Here is a 15,880-nt window from a genome sequence, read left to right as displayed (position 1 = left end):
GCCAACTTGGAAAGGTTGGCAGCCAACTCCCCCTAGATGGATCCGAGTTGTAGCGTTTGGCCGTGACCCAGGAGCATATGGCAGCGAACGGCAGCAGAAAACTCACGTCTCAGGAGATCGCCGACACCCTGCGCGCCCGCATCCGCACCGGCGTGCTGCGGCCCGGCGAGCGGCTGCCGACCCAGGCCGAGCTGGCCGGGGAGTTCGGGGTCGAGCGGGGTGCCGTACGCCAGGCGCTGCGGGTGCTCCAGGGCGACGGACTGCTCGCCGGCGCCGGCAAGGGCAGCCCGCCCCGGGTCGCCGAGCCGCAGTCCGCGTGGCAGCGGGAGGAGCCCCAGCCGACGATGGTGGCGCTCGCACCCCGGCTGACCGAGGCGTTCGCGGCACCGCATGTGCGCATCGACGCCGTGTGCCTGACCGCGCAGAGCCTGATCCCGGCGCTCGGGGAGGCGCTGCGCCTGGTCCACGAGGGCCGGCTGCACCCCGAGCGGATCGACGCCCGCATCCTGCTGCCGTCCCGGGACATCAACCTCGCCTTCCCGGTCTCGGTCGACGCCGGGAGCGAGGAGGACGAGGCCGTCCACCAGCGCTGGCTGGCGATGCGCAACGCCCAGGGCCAGGTGCTCCAGTACAACCTCCAGGCGCTGCGCGGCACCCACGACATCGACGTCCACGTCACCTTCCGGGCGCTGCCGTTCACCCCTCCGGTCAAGCTGTACCTGCTCAACGGGGAGGAGGCGCTCTTCGCGCACTACATGATCACGCGCCGTGAGGAGCCCACCGACCGCGGGACGCTGGAGATGTACGACACCCTCGGCTCCGAGTCGCTGCTGTTCTCCTTCAAACAGCGGGCCGGGCAGCGGGACGCGGCGTTCGTGGAGCAATCGCAGAAGTGGTTCGACGCCCTCTGGGAAACCATCACGACGGACCTGACACTCTCCTAGTGACTTCTGATGCGAGTGAGATCGAAAAGCTTCGGGAACTGATCACACCGGCCCGGTTCGTGCTGTGGGACTTCGACGGGCCCATCTGCCGCCTCTTCGCCGGGCACAAGGCGGAACGGGTGGCCGCGGACCTGGTGGAGTGGCTGGCGCGGCAGGGCCTGCACGGTCTGCTCACCGACACCGAACGGGACACGCTGGACCCGCAGGTCGTGCTGCGCGCGGTGGGCCGCAGATGCCCGGGCAGCGACCTGGTCGCCGGGCTGGAGGAGCGGCTCACCCAGGAGGAGCTGCGGGCCGCGGCCTCCGCGCTGCCCACTGCCTACGCCGACCCGCTGATCCGCACCTGGACCGCCGTCGGCGCCCGGCTGGCCGTCACCACCAACAACTCGTCCCGGGCGGCCCGCACCTATCTGGAGACCCGCGGCCTCACCGGCTGCTTCAGCCCGCACCTGTACGGCCGCACCGAGCAGCTGCACCACCTCAAGCCGGACCCGCAGTGCCTCAACCGCGCCCTGAACGCGATGGGTGCCGCGCCCTCGGCCGCCCTGATGATCGGCGACGCCCCCTCGGACCTCGCCGCGGCCCGTGCCGCGGGCGTTCCGTTCCTCGGCTACGCGCGTGGCGAGGCGAAGGAGGCACTCCTGCGGGCGGCGGGCGCCCGGCACGTCGTACGGTCGCTCCAGCCCCTGCTGCGGTTGCTCCGGAGCAGCCGCCCGGTCGGCTAGCATGCCGACACGTCCGGGTCACCGCTCGGACGCGTGCACAACCGCGCGGGAGGAACGGCAACGAGCCGGCCCTCGGCCCGGCACAGACGAGTGGCGGACCACCCGCCCGGCTGCTCGACTGGGCCCGACCCTTCCTTTCCGCGCGATCGACCCCGGAGCGGCCAGTGGGCGCACCGCCTGTTCCCCGTGCCGCGGCCGGGGGGCACGCCGGCAGATTTCCAGCGGACGCCGTCCGGGCGTTCCTGGCCCGTGCGCTCGCCACCCGCCCGAGGGGTTCCGGCTTCCACCACGACAACCATGTGGTGCCGCTGACCGAGCCGCTGGCCCGGCTGCTCGGCCGGGAGCCGGGCACCCTGGTGACCGTGCGGGTGCCGCGGCCGGACGTGCCGCCGGTGGTGATCCGTACCTGGGCGAGCGAGCCGGAGATCCTGCGGGCGGTGCGGGCCGTGCTGCCGAACGTGCCGGAGTGCCTGCTGGAGGGGGACGGCTTCGCCCTCCACAGCCATGCCGAGGGCACCTTGCTGGCCGAGCTGTGCGGCCCCGGCAAACCGGTCGACGGGCCCCTGCTGACCGATCTGGCCGAGCTGCTCGCGGCCATCGCGCAGGTGCGCGGCACGGCGCTGCCGCCGCTGCCGTCGTCCTGGCCGGCCAACCACACCGACTCCCAGGCCTTCCTGCGCACCCTCGCCCACCAGGCCGACCGGCAGATCCGCCGGCCCAACTGGCGCCGCTACGGCGGCCTGTTCACGGCCCTCGGCGTGCCCGAGGACGCCCTGCTGCGGTTCGCCGACCGGGTGCCGGCGATGACCCGGCGGCCGTACGGCCTGCTCCACGGCGATCTGCACCGCGGCAACCTGGTGGTGCCGGCCGCCGGTGACGTGCCGCTGCACTGCCTGGACTGGGCACGGGCGGGCTACGGCGACCCGTTGCACGACCTCGCCGTCCACCTGGTGCGGATGCGCTACCCCGACCACCAGTGGCCCGAGGCCACCGAGGCCTGGGAGCGGGCCGTACGCCGGGTGCGGCCCGCGGCGGCGGCCGGACTGCACAAGGACCTGCGCCACTACGTCGCCTTCGAGCACGCCCAGTCGCTCTACGCGGACGTGATCCGCGCCGCGCGTTCCCTGGAGGACTCCTGCGGCCGGCGTCGCCTGGACGAGGCCACCGCCGCCGTGCACGCGGCCCTGCGCCGCGCGGCCGAGCCGCTGCGGCTCGGCCGGGTGCCGGAGCAGCCGGAGATCGAGCGGATCCTCTTCCGGCGGGGTGTCTCGGCCGGTGCCCGGCGGCCCGGCGCGACGGGCCGCGCCCGCCGGGGCATCGCCTGGACCCCGGACCGGCGGGTGCCCGAGCACCCCGCGTTCGGGCACGCCGCGGTCGCCGACGCGCTGTACCTGGAGGGCGCCGCCCCGGCCGAGCGGGTCTTCAAGGGCGCCGCGCACCTCAACACGGTGATCCAGGTCCCCGGCGCGCCCTTCCCCGTCGTCGTGCGCCGGGAGGCGACCGTCGTCCTGCGGCGCGAGCGCAGTTTCCTCAGCGAGCACGCCGTACTCGCGGCGATCGAGCGGTCCGGGGCACCCGTGGCCGCGCCGCGGGTGCTGGCGCTCGGCGAGAGCCACGCCACCGATCCCGCCCACCGCTACGCCGGTGACCGGTTCGCCGTCCACACCTACGAGGCCGGCCGCGACCTCGGCCGCAGACCCGATCACCCGGTGCACGGGCTGCGCCCGCACGAGGCGGACCGCCTGGTCGACCAGTTGGCCGCGCTGGCCGGGATCGACTACACCCCGGTCGACCCGGTGGCCGGCCGGCCCGGCTTCTACGGCTGGCTCAGCGACCAGCTGGTCGCGCTGGTGGCCGGGCTGCCCCGCCAGTCCCAGCGGCTGGCCCGCTTCCTCGGCCTGCCCGACGCGCCCCGGCTGCGCGAGATCCTCGCCCGGCACGAGGTCACCGACCGCGCGCCCGCCCTGCTGCACGGCGACCTCAACCCCTGGAACCTGGTGCGCCGCGACGACGATCTGGCGCTGACCCTCATCGACTGGGAGCTGGCCCTGGTCGGCGACCCGCTGTACGAGCTGGTCCGGCACATGCACCTGACCCCGACCCGGCCGGAGATCCGCGACCGCATGTTCCGCCGCTGGGAGAGCCTGCTGCCGGCCCGGTTCACCCGGGACTGGCAGCAGGACTGGCGGGTGTACCGGTGGATCGAGATCGTCCGCTCCGCCTACGTCGACCTGGACCGGCTGGTCACCGGGACCAGCCTGGACGCGCCCAACGTCCGCCGCGCGGTGGAGTCGTACGCGATGACCCTGGCAGCGGCCATCGCCTCCCTGGGCCTGTCGTCCCGCCGCCGGACCGACCCCTACCTCGCCCGCAACCTGGCCTGGCCGACCCGTCCGGGCGGGGCTGCGTAGGCTCGCCCCATGGGTGAGATGGGCCTGCGTGAGCGCAAGAAGCAGCGGATGTACCAGGACGTGTCGGACATCGCCGTGCGGCTGTTCCTGGAGCGGGGCTTCGACGCGGTGTCCGTGGCCGAGGTCGCGGCGGCGGCCGGGATCTCCAAACCGACCCTCTTCCGGTACTTCCCGGCCAAGGAGGACCTGGTCCTGTACCGGATCGCGGACCACGAGACGGAGGCCGCGCGGGTGGTCGCCGACGCGGCCGATCCGGTGGACGCGCTGCGCCGGAACTTCCTCGCCGGACTGGACCGGCACGACCCGGTCACCGGGCTGAACGACCATCCGCAGGTGCTCGCCTTCCACCGGCTGCTCTACGGCACCCCGGCCCTGGTGGCGCGCGCGTACGGCCATGTGGAGCGGTCGGAGGCGGCACTCGCTCAGGCGCTCGGGGGCGGGCTGGACGCGCGGCTGGCCGCCGGGCAGATCATCGCCGTTCAGCGCATCCTCGCCCAGGAGAACTGGCGGCGGATCGCGGCCGGGGAGCCGGTCGCGCAGGTGGCGCCGGACGCCGTACGGGCGGCCGAGCGGGCGTTCCGGCGGCTGGGGGAGGCGCTGCCCGAGCTGAGGCGCGCTGAATGAGACGCGGTTAAAAATGTAACTCGGTAACGTTATGGCGGTACGCTGGCGCCATGACGCCACTCGACCCCGCCCTGACGGACACCCTGCACACCGAGCGCGCCCACCACGACACCTGCCGTGCCGCCCTCGCCGCGATGATCGAGGGCGCCGCCGAACAGGTCGTCGTCGGCGAGGACGTCTCCGCCTCCGGAGCCGACGCCGAGGTCCTCGGCCGCCGGCTGCGCAGCGAGGCCAAGGCACTGCGCGAACTCCCGCCCGGACCGCTGTTCTTCGGCCGGCTGGACTTCACCGAGGGCGCGCCGCCGTCCCTGCATGTGGGCCGGCTCCGGATCACCGAGGGACCGGCCGCCCCGCCCCTCGTGGTCGACTGGAGGGCCCCCGTCTCCCGCGCCTTCTACCAGGCGAGCGCCCGCGATCCACAGGGTGTGGATGTACGGCGCCGGTTCGGCTGGGCGCCCGGCAGCACCGGCGACTCCGCCGACCTGACCGGACTGGAGGACGAGCACCTCGGCCGCGGCGAGTCACGGACCAGCGCCATCGTGGCCCGCGAGATCGAGCGGCCCCGCGTCGGGCCCATGCGGGACATCGCCGCCACCATCCAGCCCGAACAGGACGACCTCGTGCGGGCCCCGCTCAGCGACTCGGTGTGCGTGCAGGGCGCCCCCGGCACCGGCAAGACCGCCGTGGGCCTGCACCGCGCCGCCTATCTGCTGTACACGTACGCCCAGCGGCTGCAGCGCTCCGGCCTGCTCATCCTCGGCCCCAACCGCACGTTCCTGGCGTACATCGCCGAGGTGCTGCCGTCGCTCGGGGAGACCGCCCGCCGCGGAGCGACGGAGGGGGGCTATCGCCAGTCCACCCTCCTGGACGAGATCGCCCGGCACCCGGTCACCGGCACCGACCCGGGCCGCACGGCCGCCGTCAAGCACGACGCCCGGATGGCCGAGGTGCTGCGCCGGGCGCTGTACGCGCGGGTGTCCGCCGACGGCGTGACCGACCTCGCCGTGCCGGACGGCACCTACCGCTGGCGGGTGCCGGCCGCCGAACTCGCCGCGATCGTGACGGAGGTACGCGCCGAGGAACCGCCGTACGCCGTCGGCCGGGAGCGGGTACGCGCCCGGGTGGTACGGCGGCTGCGCGAGCGGGCCGAACGGCGCTCCGGGGTCCTGCCCGCCTCCTGGGTGCGCCGCATCGAACGGGCCCGGCCGCTCACCGCGCACCTCGACCTGGTCTGGCCCAAGGCCCGCCCCGAAGAGATCCTCGCCGAACTCCTCACAAACGCCGAGGCGTTGGCCCAGGCGTCCGACGGCCTGCTGGACCCGGACGAACAGAAGGCGCTGCTGTGGCCCCGCCCGCCACGCTCCTGCAAGTCGGCCCGCTGGTCGGCCGCCGACCTGGTCCTCCTGGACGAACTCTCCGGACTGATCGAACACCCCGAGGGCCACGGGCACATCGTCGTCGACGAGGCGCAGGACCTCTCGCCCATGGAGTGCCGGGCGATCGCCCGCCGGGCGGTCTTCGGGTCGCTGACCGTCCTCGGCGACCTCGCCCAGGGCACCACCCCGTGGGCAGCCCGCGACTGGTCCGTCCAGCTGCGCCACCTCGGCCGGCCGGAGGCGGCCGTGGTGCCGCTGACCACCGGATTCCGGGTGCCGGCGGCGGTCGTCGCGCTGGCCAACCGGCTGCTGCCCCGCCTGGACGTGTCCGTGCCGCCGGCCCACTCCCTGCGCACGGACGGCGAGTTGACGCTCCGGCCCACCGACGACGTCCTCGGCACGACGGTGACCGCCGTACGGCACGCCCTCACCCAGGAGGGCTCGGTCGGCGTCGTCGCGGCGGACGCGGAGGTGGCCGGTGTGCGGGAGGCCCTGGTGGGCGCCGGTCTGGAGCCGGCCGGTCCCGACACGCTCGGCGCCCGCCTGACTCTTGTCCCCGCGAGCATGGTCAAGGGCCTGGAGTACGACCATGTCGTCGCCGTGGAACCGGCCGCCGTCGCCGCGGCGGAGGAACGGGGCGCACACCGGCTGTACGTCGTACTGACCCGCGCGGTGTCCCGACTGGACGTGGTCCACGCCCGCCCGCTGCCGTTCTGACGCACCCGGCCACGGCGGAAGGCTTCAACGGCGCTTCACCGCCCGGTGCCTCACCGCCCGACGTACTCGGCCAGGTGCTGCCCCGTCAGCGTGGGCCGGGCGGCGACCAGCTCGGCCGGGGTGCCCTCGAAGACGATGCGGCCGCCGTCGTGGCCGGCGCCGGGGCCGAGGTCGATGATCCAGTCGGCGTGGGCCATGACCGCCTGGTGGTGTTCGACCACGATGACCGACTTGCCGGAGTCGACCAGGCGGTCCAGGAGGGCGAGCAGCTGCTCGACATCTGCAAGGTGGAGCCCTGTCGTCGGCTCGTCCAGCACATAGACGCCCCCCTTGTCGGCCATGTGCGTGGCCAGCTTCAGCCGCTGGCGTTCGCCGCCGGACAGGGTGGTGAGCGGCTGGCCGAGGGTGAGGTAGCCGAGGCCGACGTCGGACATGCGGTCGAGGATCCTGTGCGCCGCCGGGACGTGCCCCTCGCCCGCGCCGAAGAACTCCTCCGCCTCGGTCACCGACATCGCCAGCACCTCCGCGATGTCCCGCCCGCCGAAGGTGTACTCCAGCACCGAGGCCTGGAACCGCTTGCCCTCGCACTCCTCACAGGTCGTGGCGACACCGGCCATCATCGCCAGGTCGGTGTAGACGACCCCGGCGCCGTTGCAGGCGGGGCAGGCACCCTCGGAGTTGGCGCTGAACAAGGCCGGCTTCACGCCGTTGGCCTTGGCGAACGCCTTGCGGATCGGCTCCAGCAGCCCGGTGTACGTCGCCGGGTTGCTGCGGCGCGAACCGCGGATCGGCGTCTGGTCGATCGACACCACGCCCTCGCCGGCCGGGATCGACCCGTGCACCAGTGAACTCTTGCCGGAGCCGGCGACCCCGGTGACGACGCACAGCACGCCCAGCGGGATGTCCACGTCGACGTTCTGGAGGTTGTGCGTCGTCGCGCCCCTGATCTCCAGGGCGCCGGCCGGTTTGCGCACCGTGTCCTTGACGGCGGCCCGGTCGTCCAGGTGGCGGCCGGTGAGCGTGCCGCTGGCCCGCAGGCCCTCCACGGTGCCCTCGAAGCACACCGTGCCACCCGCCGTACCCGCGCCGGGACCGAGGTCGACGACATGGTCGGCGATGGCGATGGCCTCCGGCTTGTGCTCCACGACCAGCACCGTGTTGCCCTTGTCGCGCAGTCGCAGCAGCAGCTCGTTCATCCGCTGGATGTCGTGCGGGTGCAGCCCGATGGTCGGTTCGTCGAAGACGTACGTCACGTCGGTGAGCGAGGAGCCGAGGTGGCGGATCATCTTCACGCGCTGGGCCTCGCCGCCCGACAGGGTGCCCGCCGGCCGGTCGAGGGAGAGATAGCCGAGGCCGATCTCCACGAACGAGTCGAGGGTGTGCCGCAGCGAGTCGAGCAGCGGCGCCACCGACGGCTCGGCCAGGGACCGTACCCACTCGGCCAGGTCGCTGATCTGCATCGCGCACGCGTCGGCGATGCTGACGCCCTGGATCTTCGAGGACCGGGCCGCCTCGGTGAGCCGGGTGCCCGCGCACTCCGGGCAGGTGGCGAAGGTGACCGCACGGTCCACGAACGCCCGGATGTGCGGCTGCATGCCCTCCTTGTCCTTGGCGAGCATCGACTTCTGGATCCGCGGGATCAGACCCTCGTAGGTCATGTTGATGCCCGCGATCTTCATCCGGGTCGGCTCCCGGTGCAGGAAGTCGTGCAGCTCCCGCTTGGTGAACTCACGGATGGGCTTGTCCGCGTCGTACAGGCCGGATTCGGTGTAGAGCCGGTGGTTCCAGCCGCCCGTCTTGTAGCCGGGGACGGCCAGCGCACCCTCGTTGAGGGACAGGGAGTCGTCGAAGAGCTGGGTGAGGTCGAGGTCGGAGACCGTGCCCCGGCCCTCGCAGCGCGGGCACATGCCGCCGGTGATGCTGAAGCTGCGCCGCTCCTTCACCTGCTGCCCGCCGCGCTCCACGGTGACCGCACCGGCGCCGCTGATCGAGGCCACGTTGAAGGAGAACGCCTTGGGCGAGCCGATGTGCGGCCGGCCCAGCCGGCTGAACAGGATGCGCAGCATGGCGTTGGCGTCGGTGGCGGTGCCGACGGTGGAGCGGGGGTCGGCGCCCATCCGCTGCTGGTCCACGATGATCGCGGTCGTGATCCCGTCGAGCACGTCGACCTCGGGTCGTGCCAGCGTGGGCATGAAGCCCTGCACGAACGCGCTGTACGTCTCGTTGATCAGCCGCTGCGACTCGGCGGCGATCGTGTCGAACACCAACGAGCTCTTTCCGGAGCCGGACACACCGGTGAACACCGTCAGCCGGCGCTTGGGGAGCTCGACGCTGACGTCCTTGAGGTTGTTCTCGCGGGCGCCGTGCACCCGGATCAGGTCGTGGCTGTCGGCGGCGTGCGGGGCGGTGAGGTCCATGGCGGCCACGCTAGCGGGGGCGCACCGGCCGACGCTTCTCGAATTCTGACCGGCTCCGGGGCCTGCGGCCGTACAGGTCATGCCGCCAGGCCGTTCGAGGGAAGTGCGGGGCGTCCGCCGCTCGGTCGGGCACGCGGGTCCGGCGTGGCCGCTTATATGCCCTCGCAGGTAAACCCAGCAGGTCAGGCCGTCGGGACGGCACCTGCGCATCGATCAGGAGGAGCCACATGCTTGGGCGAGCAACAAAGCCGGCGGGGCATACCGTCCCCGGCTGCACAGGCTGACTTCCCCATCGACTGAGGGGGGCACCGGAAACGGTGCCCCCCTCAGTCGATGGCCAGCGAGACGGCGAGCGCGCCGAGCACCGTGCCCATCAGCCGGCGCTGCACCTTCAGCCAGGAGGGGCGACGGGAGAGGAAGACGGCGATCGTGCCGGCGGCGAGCACGATGGCCATGTTGACCGCGAGGCTCACCACGATCTGGAACGAACCGAGGACCAGCCCCTGGAGCAGGACATGGCCCCGGTGCAGGTCGATGAACTGGGGGATGAGGGAGAGATACATGATGGCGATCTTCGGGTTGAGCAGGTTCGTCATCAGGCCCATGGTGAACAGCTTGCGTGGCGAGTCGGGCGGCACGTCCTGCGGCGCGAAGACGGAGATGCCGCCCGGCTTCAGCGCGTTCCAGGCGAGGTGGGCCAGGTACGCGGCACCGGCCAGCTTCACCGCGAGGTACAGCTCGGGCACGGCGAGGAAGACGACCGACAGGCCGAGGTTCGCGGCGAGCAGATACACCATGAAGCCCAGTGCCACTCCGCCGAGGGAGATCAGCCCGGCGCGCCGGCCCTGGGTGATGCTGCGGGAGACGAGATAGATCATGTTCGGGCCGGGGGTCAGCACCATGCCGAGTGCCACCACCGAGACACCGAGGATCCCGCTCGGTTCCACCATGAAAACCCCCCGTTCGCGCTGGCCCCGTTCCTGATCCGGGGCAATGGCTGGAGCGTAGGGGAGGGCAATAACTCAATGCAATCCATAAATTGCACCGAGTGCAATGCTGTGGTTGGATGGAGGCGCCCGGCCGACGAGGGGAGCGCGTGGCCGTGAAGGACTATCAGAGCGTCGCCGACGCGGTGGCCGGGGAGATCAGGTCCGGCGTCCTGCGGCCCGGCGACCGGCTTCCCCCGCAGCGCGAGTTCGCCCGCCGGCACGGCATCGCCAACTCCACCGCCACGCGTGTGTACCAGGAGCTGGCCCGGCGCGGCCTGACCGTGGGCGAGGTGGGACGCGGCACGTTCGTGCGGGCGCAGTCCGTGTGGTCCGGCACCACCGGCCCTGCGCTGACCGAGCCCGCGGTCGGCCGGGTCGATCTGGAGCTGAACTACCCGGCCGTACCCGAACAGAGCGCGCTGCTCGCCGAAGGGCTCGGCGCTCTGCTGCGGCCGGACGCCCTCGGGTACGCCCTGCAGCCGGCCGGCACGGCCGGGCTTCCGGCCGTCCAGGAGTCCGCCGCCGGCATCCTCGCCCGGGGCGGCTGGCGCCCGGACCCCGCGCGGATCCTGTTCGCCGGCAACGGCCGGCAGGCCATCGCGGCCGTGGTCGCCGCCCTGGTGCCGCCGGGCGGGCGCCTCGGTGTCGAGGAGCTGACGTACCCCGTCATCAAGGCCGTGGCCGCCCGGCTCGGCATCACCCTCGTCCCGCTGGCCATGGACGGCGCCGGACTCGTCCCGGAGGCCGTCGAGGAGGCCCACGCGGCGGCCCCGCTGCACGCCGTCTATGTGCAGCCGAGGCTGCACAACCCGCTGACGCTCACGATGCCGGAGCAGCGGGTGGAGCACCTGGCCGAAGTCCTGGCCCGGCTGGGCCTCGTCGCCGTCGAGGACGCCATCTGGGCCTTCCTGCGCGGCGAACTGCCGCCGCTCGCCGCCCACCTCCCCGAGCGGACTGTTCTGATCGACAGCCTCTCCAAGCGCATCGCCCCCGGCCTCACCCTGGGTTTCGCGGTGGCGCCGCACACGCTGTCCGGCGAGATCGCGGCCTCCCTGCGCTCGGGCGGCTGGGCCCCCATGCGCTTCGCCCTGGAGGCCGCCCACCGCTGGCAGCAGGACGGCACCGTGCAGAAGCTGGTGGACGCCAAGCACCGGGACGCGGCGGTACGGCAGGAGCTCGCGGCCCGGCACCTGGCCGGTTTCGCGGTGCAGAGCCATCCGCGCTCCTATCACTGCTGGTGGCAGCTGCCCCGCCCGTGGCGCGCGGACACCTTCGTCGCCGCCGCCGCGCGGCACGGCATCGGGGTGGTGCCCGCCGCCGCGTTCACCGTCGGCGGCGGCCACGCCCCCAACGCCGTCCGCCTGGGTCTCGCCTCGCCGCCGCCGGACGTCCTCTCGCAGGCGCTCGGCGTGCTCGTCGATCTCGCCCGGTCCGCCCCGGACGACCTCGTCAGCGACTGACGCCTGCCCGGCCCTGCCGTTGCCTCCCGGGGATGTCACATCCACGCCCCCGGCGGTGTCTTCATGCCGAACCGGTAAGCACACGAGGAGGACACCATGACGCTCCGCGTCCCGAAGGCCGAGATCACCCCCGAGATGAGGGAAGGCCTGATGGCACAGTTCGGCGCCGTACCCGAGCCCCTGGAGGCCACCTGGCACAACCCCGAGGTCGCCCGGGCGGCCCAGGAGATGGGGGGCCGGGTGAACGCGTGGAACGCGGCGGACGAGAGCCTGAAGTCGTTCGCACACATGGCCGTCGCCGCACAGGTCGGCTGCAGCTGGTGCCTCGACATCAACTACTTCCAGGCGCAGAACATGAACCTGGACCTGACCAAGGCCAGCCAGGTGCCGCGCTGGCGGGAGTCGGACGTCTTCACACCGCTGGAGCGGGACGTGATGGAGTACGCCGAGGCCATGACGGTCACGCCGCCGACCGTCTCGGACGAGCTGTCCGCGCGCCTGCTGGACCGGCTCGGTCCGGCCGCATTGGTCGAGATCACCGCGGCGATCGCCTTCGCCAACTTCGCGACCAGGAACAACACCGCACTCGGAGTGAAGTCGCAGGGCTTCTCCGACGCCTGCGAGATTCCGCTGGCCGCACGTCCTGTGAAGTCGGAGACGGCACCGACGGCATGACACAGGATCCGTTCGTCGCCCATCGCAGCCTGCTCTTCACGGTCGCCTACGAGATGCTCGGCTCGGCGGCCGACGCCGAGGACGTGCTGCAGGAGTCCTGGCTGCGGTGGGCCGACGTCGACCACGCGCAGGTGCGCGACCCGCGGGCGTACCTGGTCCGGATCGTCACCCGGCAAGCGCTCAACCGGTTGCGCACCCTCACGCGCAGCCGCGAGGAGTACGTCGGTGAATGGCTTCCGGAACCGCTGCTGACCAGCCCCGATGTCGCCGAGGACATCGAACTCGCGGAGAGCGTCTCGCTCGCGATGCTGACCGTACTGGAGACGCTCGGGCCGACCGAGCGGGCCGTGTTCGTGCTCCGCGAGGTCTTCGAGCTGAGCTACGGCGAGATCGCCGAGGCCGTCGGGAAGACGGCGGCCACGGTACGGCAGATCGCGCGGCGGGCCCGTGAGCACGTGGCGGCCCGGCGCCCGCGCGTGCGGGTGAGCCGCTCGGAGCAGCAGGCCGTGGTGGAACGCTTCCTGGCCGCGCTGCGCACCGGGCAGCTGCAGGACCTGCTGGAGGTCATGGCCCCGGACGTGGTCATGGTCACCGACGGGGGCGGGGTGGTGGCCGCCGCGCTGGTCCCGTTCCACGGGGCCGGCCCGGTCGCCGAGGTGCTCGCGCGCGCCCACCGGCTGGTGGACACCCTGGAGACGACGGCCGTGTGGCTCAACGGCACACCGGCCGGCCGTGTCGAGTTCAACGGCGAACCGAGCGCGGTGGGCCTCACCGTGGAGAACGGGCGGATCACCCGAATCCACGTGGTCCGCAACCCCCGCAAGCTGACCCGCCTGAACGAACCGACGCCGCTCGTCCGGTAGGCGTCAGAAGTCCTACACGGCGAAGTCGGTGACCGGGACGTATCCGATGCGCTGGTACAGGGCGTTGCTGGTGGGGTTGGCCGCGTTGGTGAACAGGACGACCTCCTTGGCGCCTGCGGCCAGCGCGGCCCGGCTCACCTCGACCGTCACGGCGCCCGCGTAGCCGCGACCGCGGAGGTGAGCCGGGATGTAGACGGGATCCACCCGGACCTGGCCGCCGGGGGGGGGGGGACCGCTGCAGCCCGTGCCGCCGCGGTCGTACACCACGGCGGTGGTGAACTGCGAAACCCGCTGCTGCACTGTTGTTCGTCGACCCCTTCTGCCCCGTCCCGGATAACCGTTGGCATGGTGCGGCTCCGACCTGCTGTGCTTGCGGTCGAGTGGAACGAACGAGCCCTTTCCGTCCCGCTCACGTCCACTGATCGGCTCGGAGGTGCCATGCCCCTGCAGATGGAATTGGTCGCAATAACACTCGATTGCCCTGATCCGCCGGCTCTGGCGGCGTTCTATCAGCAGGCCACCGGCCTTGCGCCGCATCCGAAGTCGGACGCCGACTTCGCCGGTCTCGACCGTGAGGACGGGCTCTTCATCGGCTTCCAGCGGGTCGAGGACTACCGGGCTCCGAGTTGGCCCGACCAGATCGTTCCCCAGCAGCTGCACATCTGCTTCAAGGTCGCGGACAGCCTGGACGAGGCCGAGGCCAGGCTGCTGGAGCTGGGTGCGGGCAAGCCGGACCACCAGCCGCATGGCGACAAGGCACGGGTCCTCACCGATCCCGCCGGCCATCCCTTCTGCATCGTCACGCGCTAGTCGGCGTCCTGCCCGGACGAGGTTCGGACATGGGGAGAGTTCGCCGTACCGGCCTGGTGCAGCAAGGGCCGCACGGTGGAAACCATCGCCCTGCACCTGGCAGGACGGGGTTTCCAGGCTGGAACATCGGACCGAAGAGCGACCAGGTTCGCTGACAAGGAGGGCGGCGCTGTCGGCAGCGCGGCCGATCGGGCAACTCTTGCAAGCGGGTGCTTGCAATTGTTAGCGATCGTGGGGCAAGGTGGAGGCATGGCATCGCTGAACGTCGGCAATCTCGGTGAGTATCTGCGCGAGCAGCGGCGTAACGCCCAGCTCTCGCTGCGGCAGCTCGCCGACGCCGCCGGGGTGTCCAATCCCTACCTGAGCCAGATCGAGCGCGGGCTGCGCAAGCCCAGCGCGGAGGTGCTCCAGCAGGTCGCCAAGGCCCTGCGCATCTCCGCCGAGACGCTGTACGTCCGCGCCGGGATCCTTGACGCCGAACGGGGCCGGGACGAAGTGGAGACGCGCGCCGTCATCCTCGCCGATCCCTCGCTCAACGAGCGGCAGAAGCAGGTGCTGCTGCAGATCTACGAGTCCTTCCGGAAAGAGAACGGATTCGGGATCGACGAGCCCGCCACGGACGAGGACGGGGCGGACCGGGCAGGGGACGAGGACTTCGGCGGCACCGCCGTGCGCGGCACCCGCACGGCCGGCGGACACGATGCCGATGCAGGCCCGCGGCGGACGGCCGGATAACCGGACCAGGGCGCCGGCCACCACCGCGGACCACACCAACCTCAGCCGAACGCGAATCCGGGAGGACCTGATCACCATGGCGATCACCGACGACCTGCGCAAGACCTTCAGCGACCCGACTCCGCTCTACTTCGCCGCCGGCACCGCCGACCTCGCCCTCCAGCAGGCCAAGAAGGTGCCCGCCCTGGTCGAGCAGCTGCGCGCCGAGGCCCCGGCCCGCATCGAGGCCGTGCGCAACACCGACCCGAAGGCCGTGCAGGAGAAGGCCGCCGCCCGGGCAAAGGAGGCGCAGGAGACCCTCCAGACCAAGGTGAACGAGTTCATCGGCACCCTCGACGTCGACCTGAAGAAGCTCGGCGAGCAGGCGCAGGACCTCGCCCTGCGCGGCGTCGGTGTCGCCGCCGAGTACGCCGTCAGGGCCCGCGAGACCTACGAGAAGGTCGCCGAGCACGGCGAGCAGGCCGTGAAGAACTGGCGCGGCGAGGCCGCAGAGGAGATCGAGGAGCTGGCGATCGTCGTCGAGGGCAAGCCCGAGCCGGTCGAGGCCACGGACGAGCCGAAGCCGGCCGAGGCCCAGGCCGAGCCCGCCGCGGAGAAGAAGCCGGTGGCGAAGAAGGCGCCGGCTCCCCGCAAGTCCACCACCGCGAAGAAGACGACGCCTCCGGCCAAGTGACCGGAGTCGGGCACGTCACAACGGGCCGGGCACCTTGGGGGTGCCCGGCCCGTTGTACGGGTACGGTGGCTCTACGGACGACTCGACTCGGGTGGTGGGCATTGTGCTGATGACGGCAGTCGGCGGAGTGATGTGGCTGATCTTCACCGCCATCCTGGCACTCGCCATCGTGGCGTTCGTGATGGCCGCGATCTTCCGCGAGGACGCGTACCGCGCCGCGGACAAGCAGAACAAGGGCTTCTGGCTGATCATCCTCGGCGTCGCGGTCGCCGTGAACCTGTTCGTACCGATGCTGTTCCTGCAGCTCGCGGGCCTGGTCGCCACGATCGTCTTCTTCGTGGACGTGCGCCCGGCCCTGCAGCAGGTCTCGGGTGGGAAGGGTTTCCGCCGTCGCAGGGGCAGCAGCAGCGACGGTCCCTACGGCCCCTGGAACGGCGGTCGCTGAGGGCATCTCGCCGTAG

At 72.2% G+C, this 15,880-nt stretch carries 14 protein-coding genes and 1 pseudogene; 12 read left to right on the top strand and 3 right to left on the bottom strand.

Annotated elements, in window-relative coordinates; genetic code table 11:
- The first annotated feature begins 56 nt into the window (after positions 1–56).
- From ACZ41I_RS29175 to ACZ41I_RS29155, 5 genes are all read left to right on the top strand, one after another.
- The gene (locus ACZ41I_RS29175) at positions 57–944 is read left to right on the top strand and encodes a winged helix-turn-helix domain-containing protein (protein ID WP_468515467.1); all 888 of its coding nucleotides are present in this window, start codon (positions 57–59) and stop codon (positions 942–944) included.
- The gene (locus ACZ41I_RS29170) at positions 944–1,669 is read left to right on the top strand and encodes an HAD family hydrolase (RefSeq protein ID WP_363216970.1); all 726 of its coding nucleotides are present in this window, start codon (positions 944–946) and stop codon (positions 1,667–1,669) included. The genes ACZ41I_RS29175 and ACZ41I_RS29170 overlap by 1 nt, the downstream gene beginning before the upstream one ends.
- 164 nt (positions 1,670–1,833) lie before the next feature.
- Entirely contained in the window at positions 1,834–4,080 is a 2,247-nt protein-coding gene (locus tag ACZ41I_RS29165) for a phosphotransferase (RefSeq protein ID WP_468515466.1), read from the top strand.
- Between the two features lie 9 nt (positions 4,081–4,089).
- The gene (locus ACZ41I_RS29160) at positions 4,090–4,704 is read left to right on the top strand and encodes a TetR family transcriptional regulator (RefSeq protein ID WP_363216972.1); all 615 of its coding nucleotides are present in this window, start codon (positions 4,090–4,092) and stop codon (positions 4,702–4,704) included.
- A gap of 50 nt (positions 4,705–4,754) precedes the next feature.
- Positions 4,755–6,797 (top strand): HelD family protein, encoded by a 2,043-nt coding sequence (locus tag ACZ41I_RS29155; RefSeq protein ID WP_468515465.1) that lies wholly within the window; start codon positions 4,755–4,757, stop codon positions 6,795–6,797.
- 50 nt (positions 6,798–6,847) lie between these two features.
- Here ACZ41I_RS29155 and ACZ41I_RS29150 read toward each other — a convergent pair whose 3' ends face one another.
- On the bottom strand, positions 6,848–9,214 hold the full coding sequence (locus ACZ41I_RS29150; RefSeq protein ID WP_468320626.1) for an ATP-binding cassette domain-containing protein: 2,367 nt from the start codon (positions 9,212–9,214) through the stop codon (positions 6,848–6,850).
- A 326-nt stretch (positions 9,215–9,540) separates the two neighbouring features.
- Positions 9,541–10,164 carry a LysE family translocator gene (locus tag ACZ41I_RS29145; protein WP_468515464.1) on the bottom strand — a complete coding sequence of 208 codons (624 nt, stop codon included), beginning with the start codon at positions 10,162–10,164 and terminating at the stop codon, positions 9,541–9,543.
- 152 nt (positions 10,165–10,316) lie between these two features.
- Here ACZ41I_RS29145 and ACZ41I_RS29140 point away from each other — a divergent pair, with 152 nt between their 5' ends.
- The 3 genes from ACZ41I_RS29140 (at position 10,317) to ACZ41I_RS29130 (ending at position 13,201) form a co-directional block, all read left to right on the top strand.
- On the top strand, positions 10,317–11,663 hold the full coding sequence (locus tag ACZ41I_RS29140) for an aminotransferase-like domain-containing protein (protein WP_468515463.1): 1,347 nt from the start codon (positions 10,317–10,319) through the stop codon (positions 11,661–11,663).
- A 96-nt stretch (positions 11,664–11,759) separates the two neighbouring features.
- Positions 11,760–12,338 (top strand): carboxymuconolactone decarboxylase family protein, encoded by a 579-nt coding sequence (locus tag ACZ41I_RS29135; protein WP_399774486.1) that lies wholly within the window; start codon positions 11,760–11,762, stop codon positions 12,336–12,338.
- Positions 12,335–13,201, top strand: coding sequence for an RNA polymerase sigma-70 factor (locus ACZ41I_RS29130; protein WP_468320614.1), 867 nt, complete (start codon positions 12,335–12,337; stop codon positions 13,199–13,201). Before ACZ41I_RS29135 ends, ACZ41I_RS29130 begins: the two co-directional genes overlap by 4 nt.
- 12 nt (positions 13,202–13,213) lie before the next feature.
- Here the strand turns inward: ACZ41I_RS29130 and ACZ41I_RS29125 are convergent.
- A pseudogene (locus ACZ41I_RS29125) lies at positions 13,214–13,429 on the bottom strand (GNAT family N-acetyltransferase); the annotation flags it as partial.
- Between the two features lie 210 nt (positions 13,430–13,639).
- On the opposite strand from ACZ41I_RS29125, the gene ACZ41I_RS29120 reads away from it, so the two are divergent.
- The 4 genes from ACZ41I_RS29120 to ACZ41I_RS29105 all read left to right on the top strand — a co-directional run bounded on the left by ACZ41I_RS29120 (position 13,640) and on the right by ACZ41I_RS29105 (position 15,864).
- Positions 13,640–14,011, top strand: a complete 372-nt coding sequence (locus tag ACZ41I_RS29120) for a VOC family protein (protein WP_468515462.1) — start codon at positions 13,640–13,642, stop codon at positions 14,009–14,011.
- A 249-nt stretch (positions 14,012–14,260) separates the two neighbouring features.
- Positions 14,261–14,746, top strand: a complete 486-nt coding sequence (locus tag ACZ41I_RS29115) for a helix-turn-helix domain-containing protein (RefSeq protein WP_468515461.1) — start codon at positions 14,261–14,263, stop codon at positions 14,744–14,746.
- A 76-nt stretch (positions 14,747–14,822) separates the two neighbouring features.
- A complete protein-coding gene (locus ACZ41I_RS29110; protein ID WP_363216982.1) occupies positions 14,823–15,419 on the top strand; it encodes a hypothetical protein in 597 nt (198 codons plus the stop codon).
- 130 nt (positions 15,420–15,549) lie between these two features.
- Entirely contained in the window at positions 15,550–15,864 is a 315-nt protein-coding gene (locus tag ACZ41I_RS29105; RefSeq protein ID WP_468515490.1) for a DUF2516 family protein, read from the top strand.
- Positions 15,865–15,880 lie beyond the last annotated feature (16 nt).

The sequence above is a fragment of the Streptomyces sp. NPDC030799 genome, from assembly GCF_055572255.1.
The sequence above is the reverse complement of the archived record's forward strand: the minus strand, read 5'-3'. Positions and strand labels throughout refer to the sequence as shown.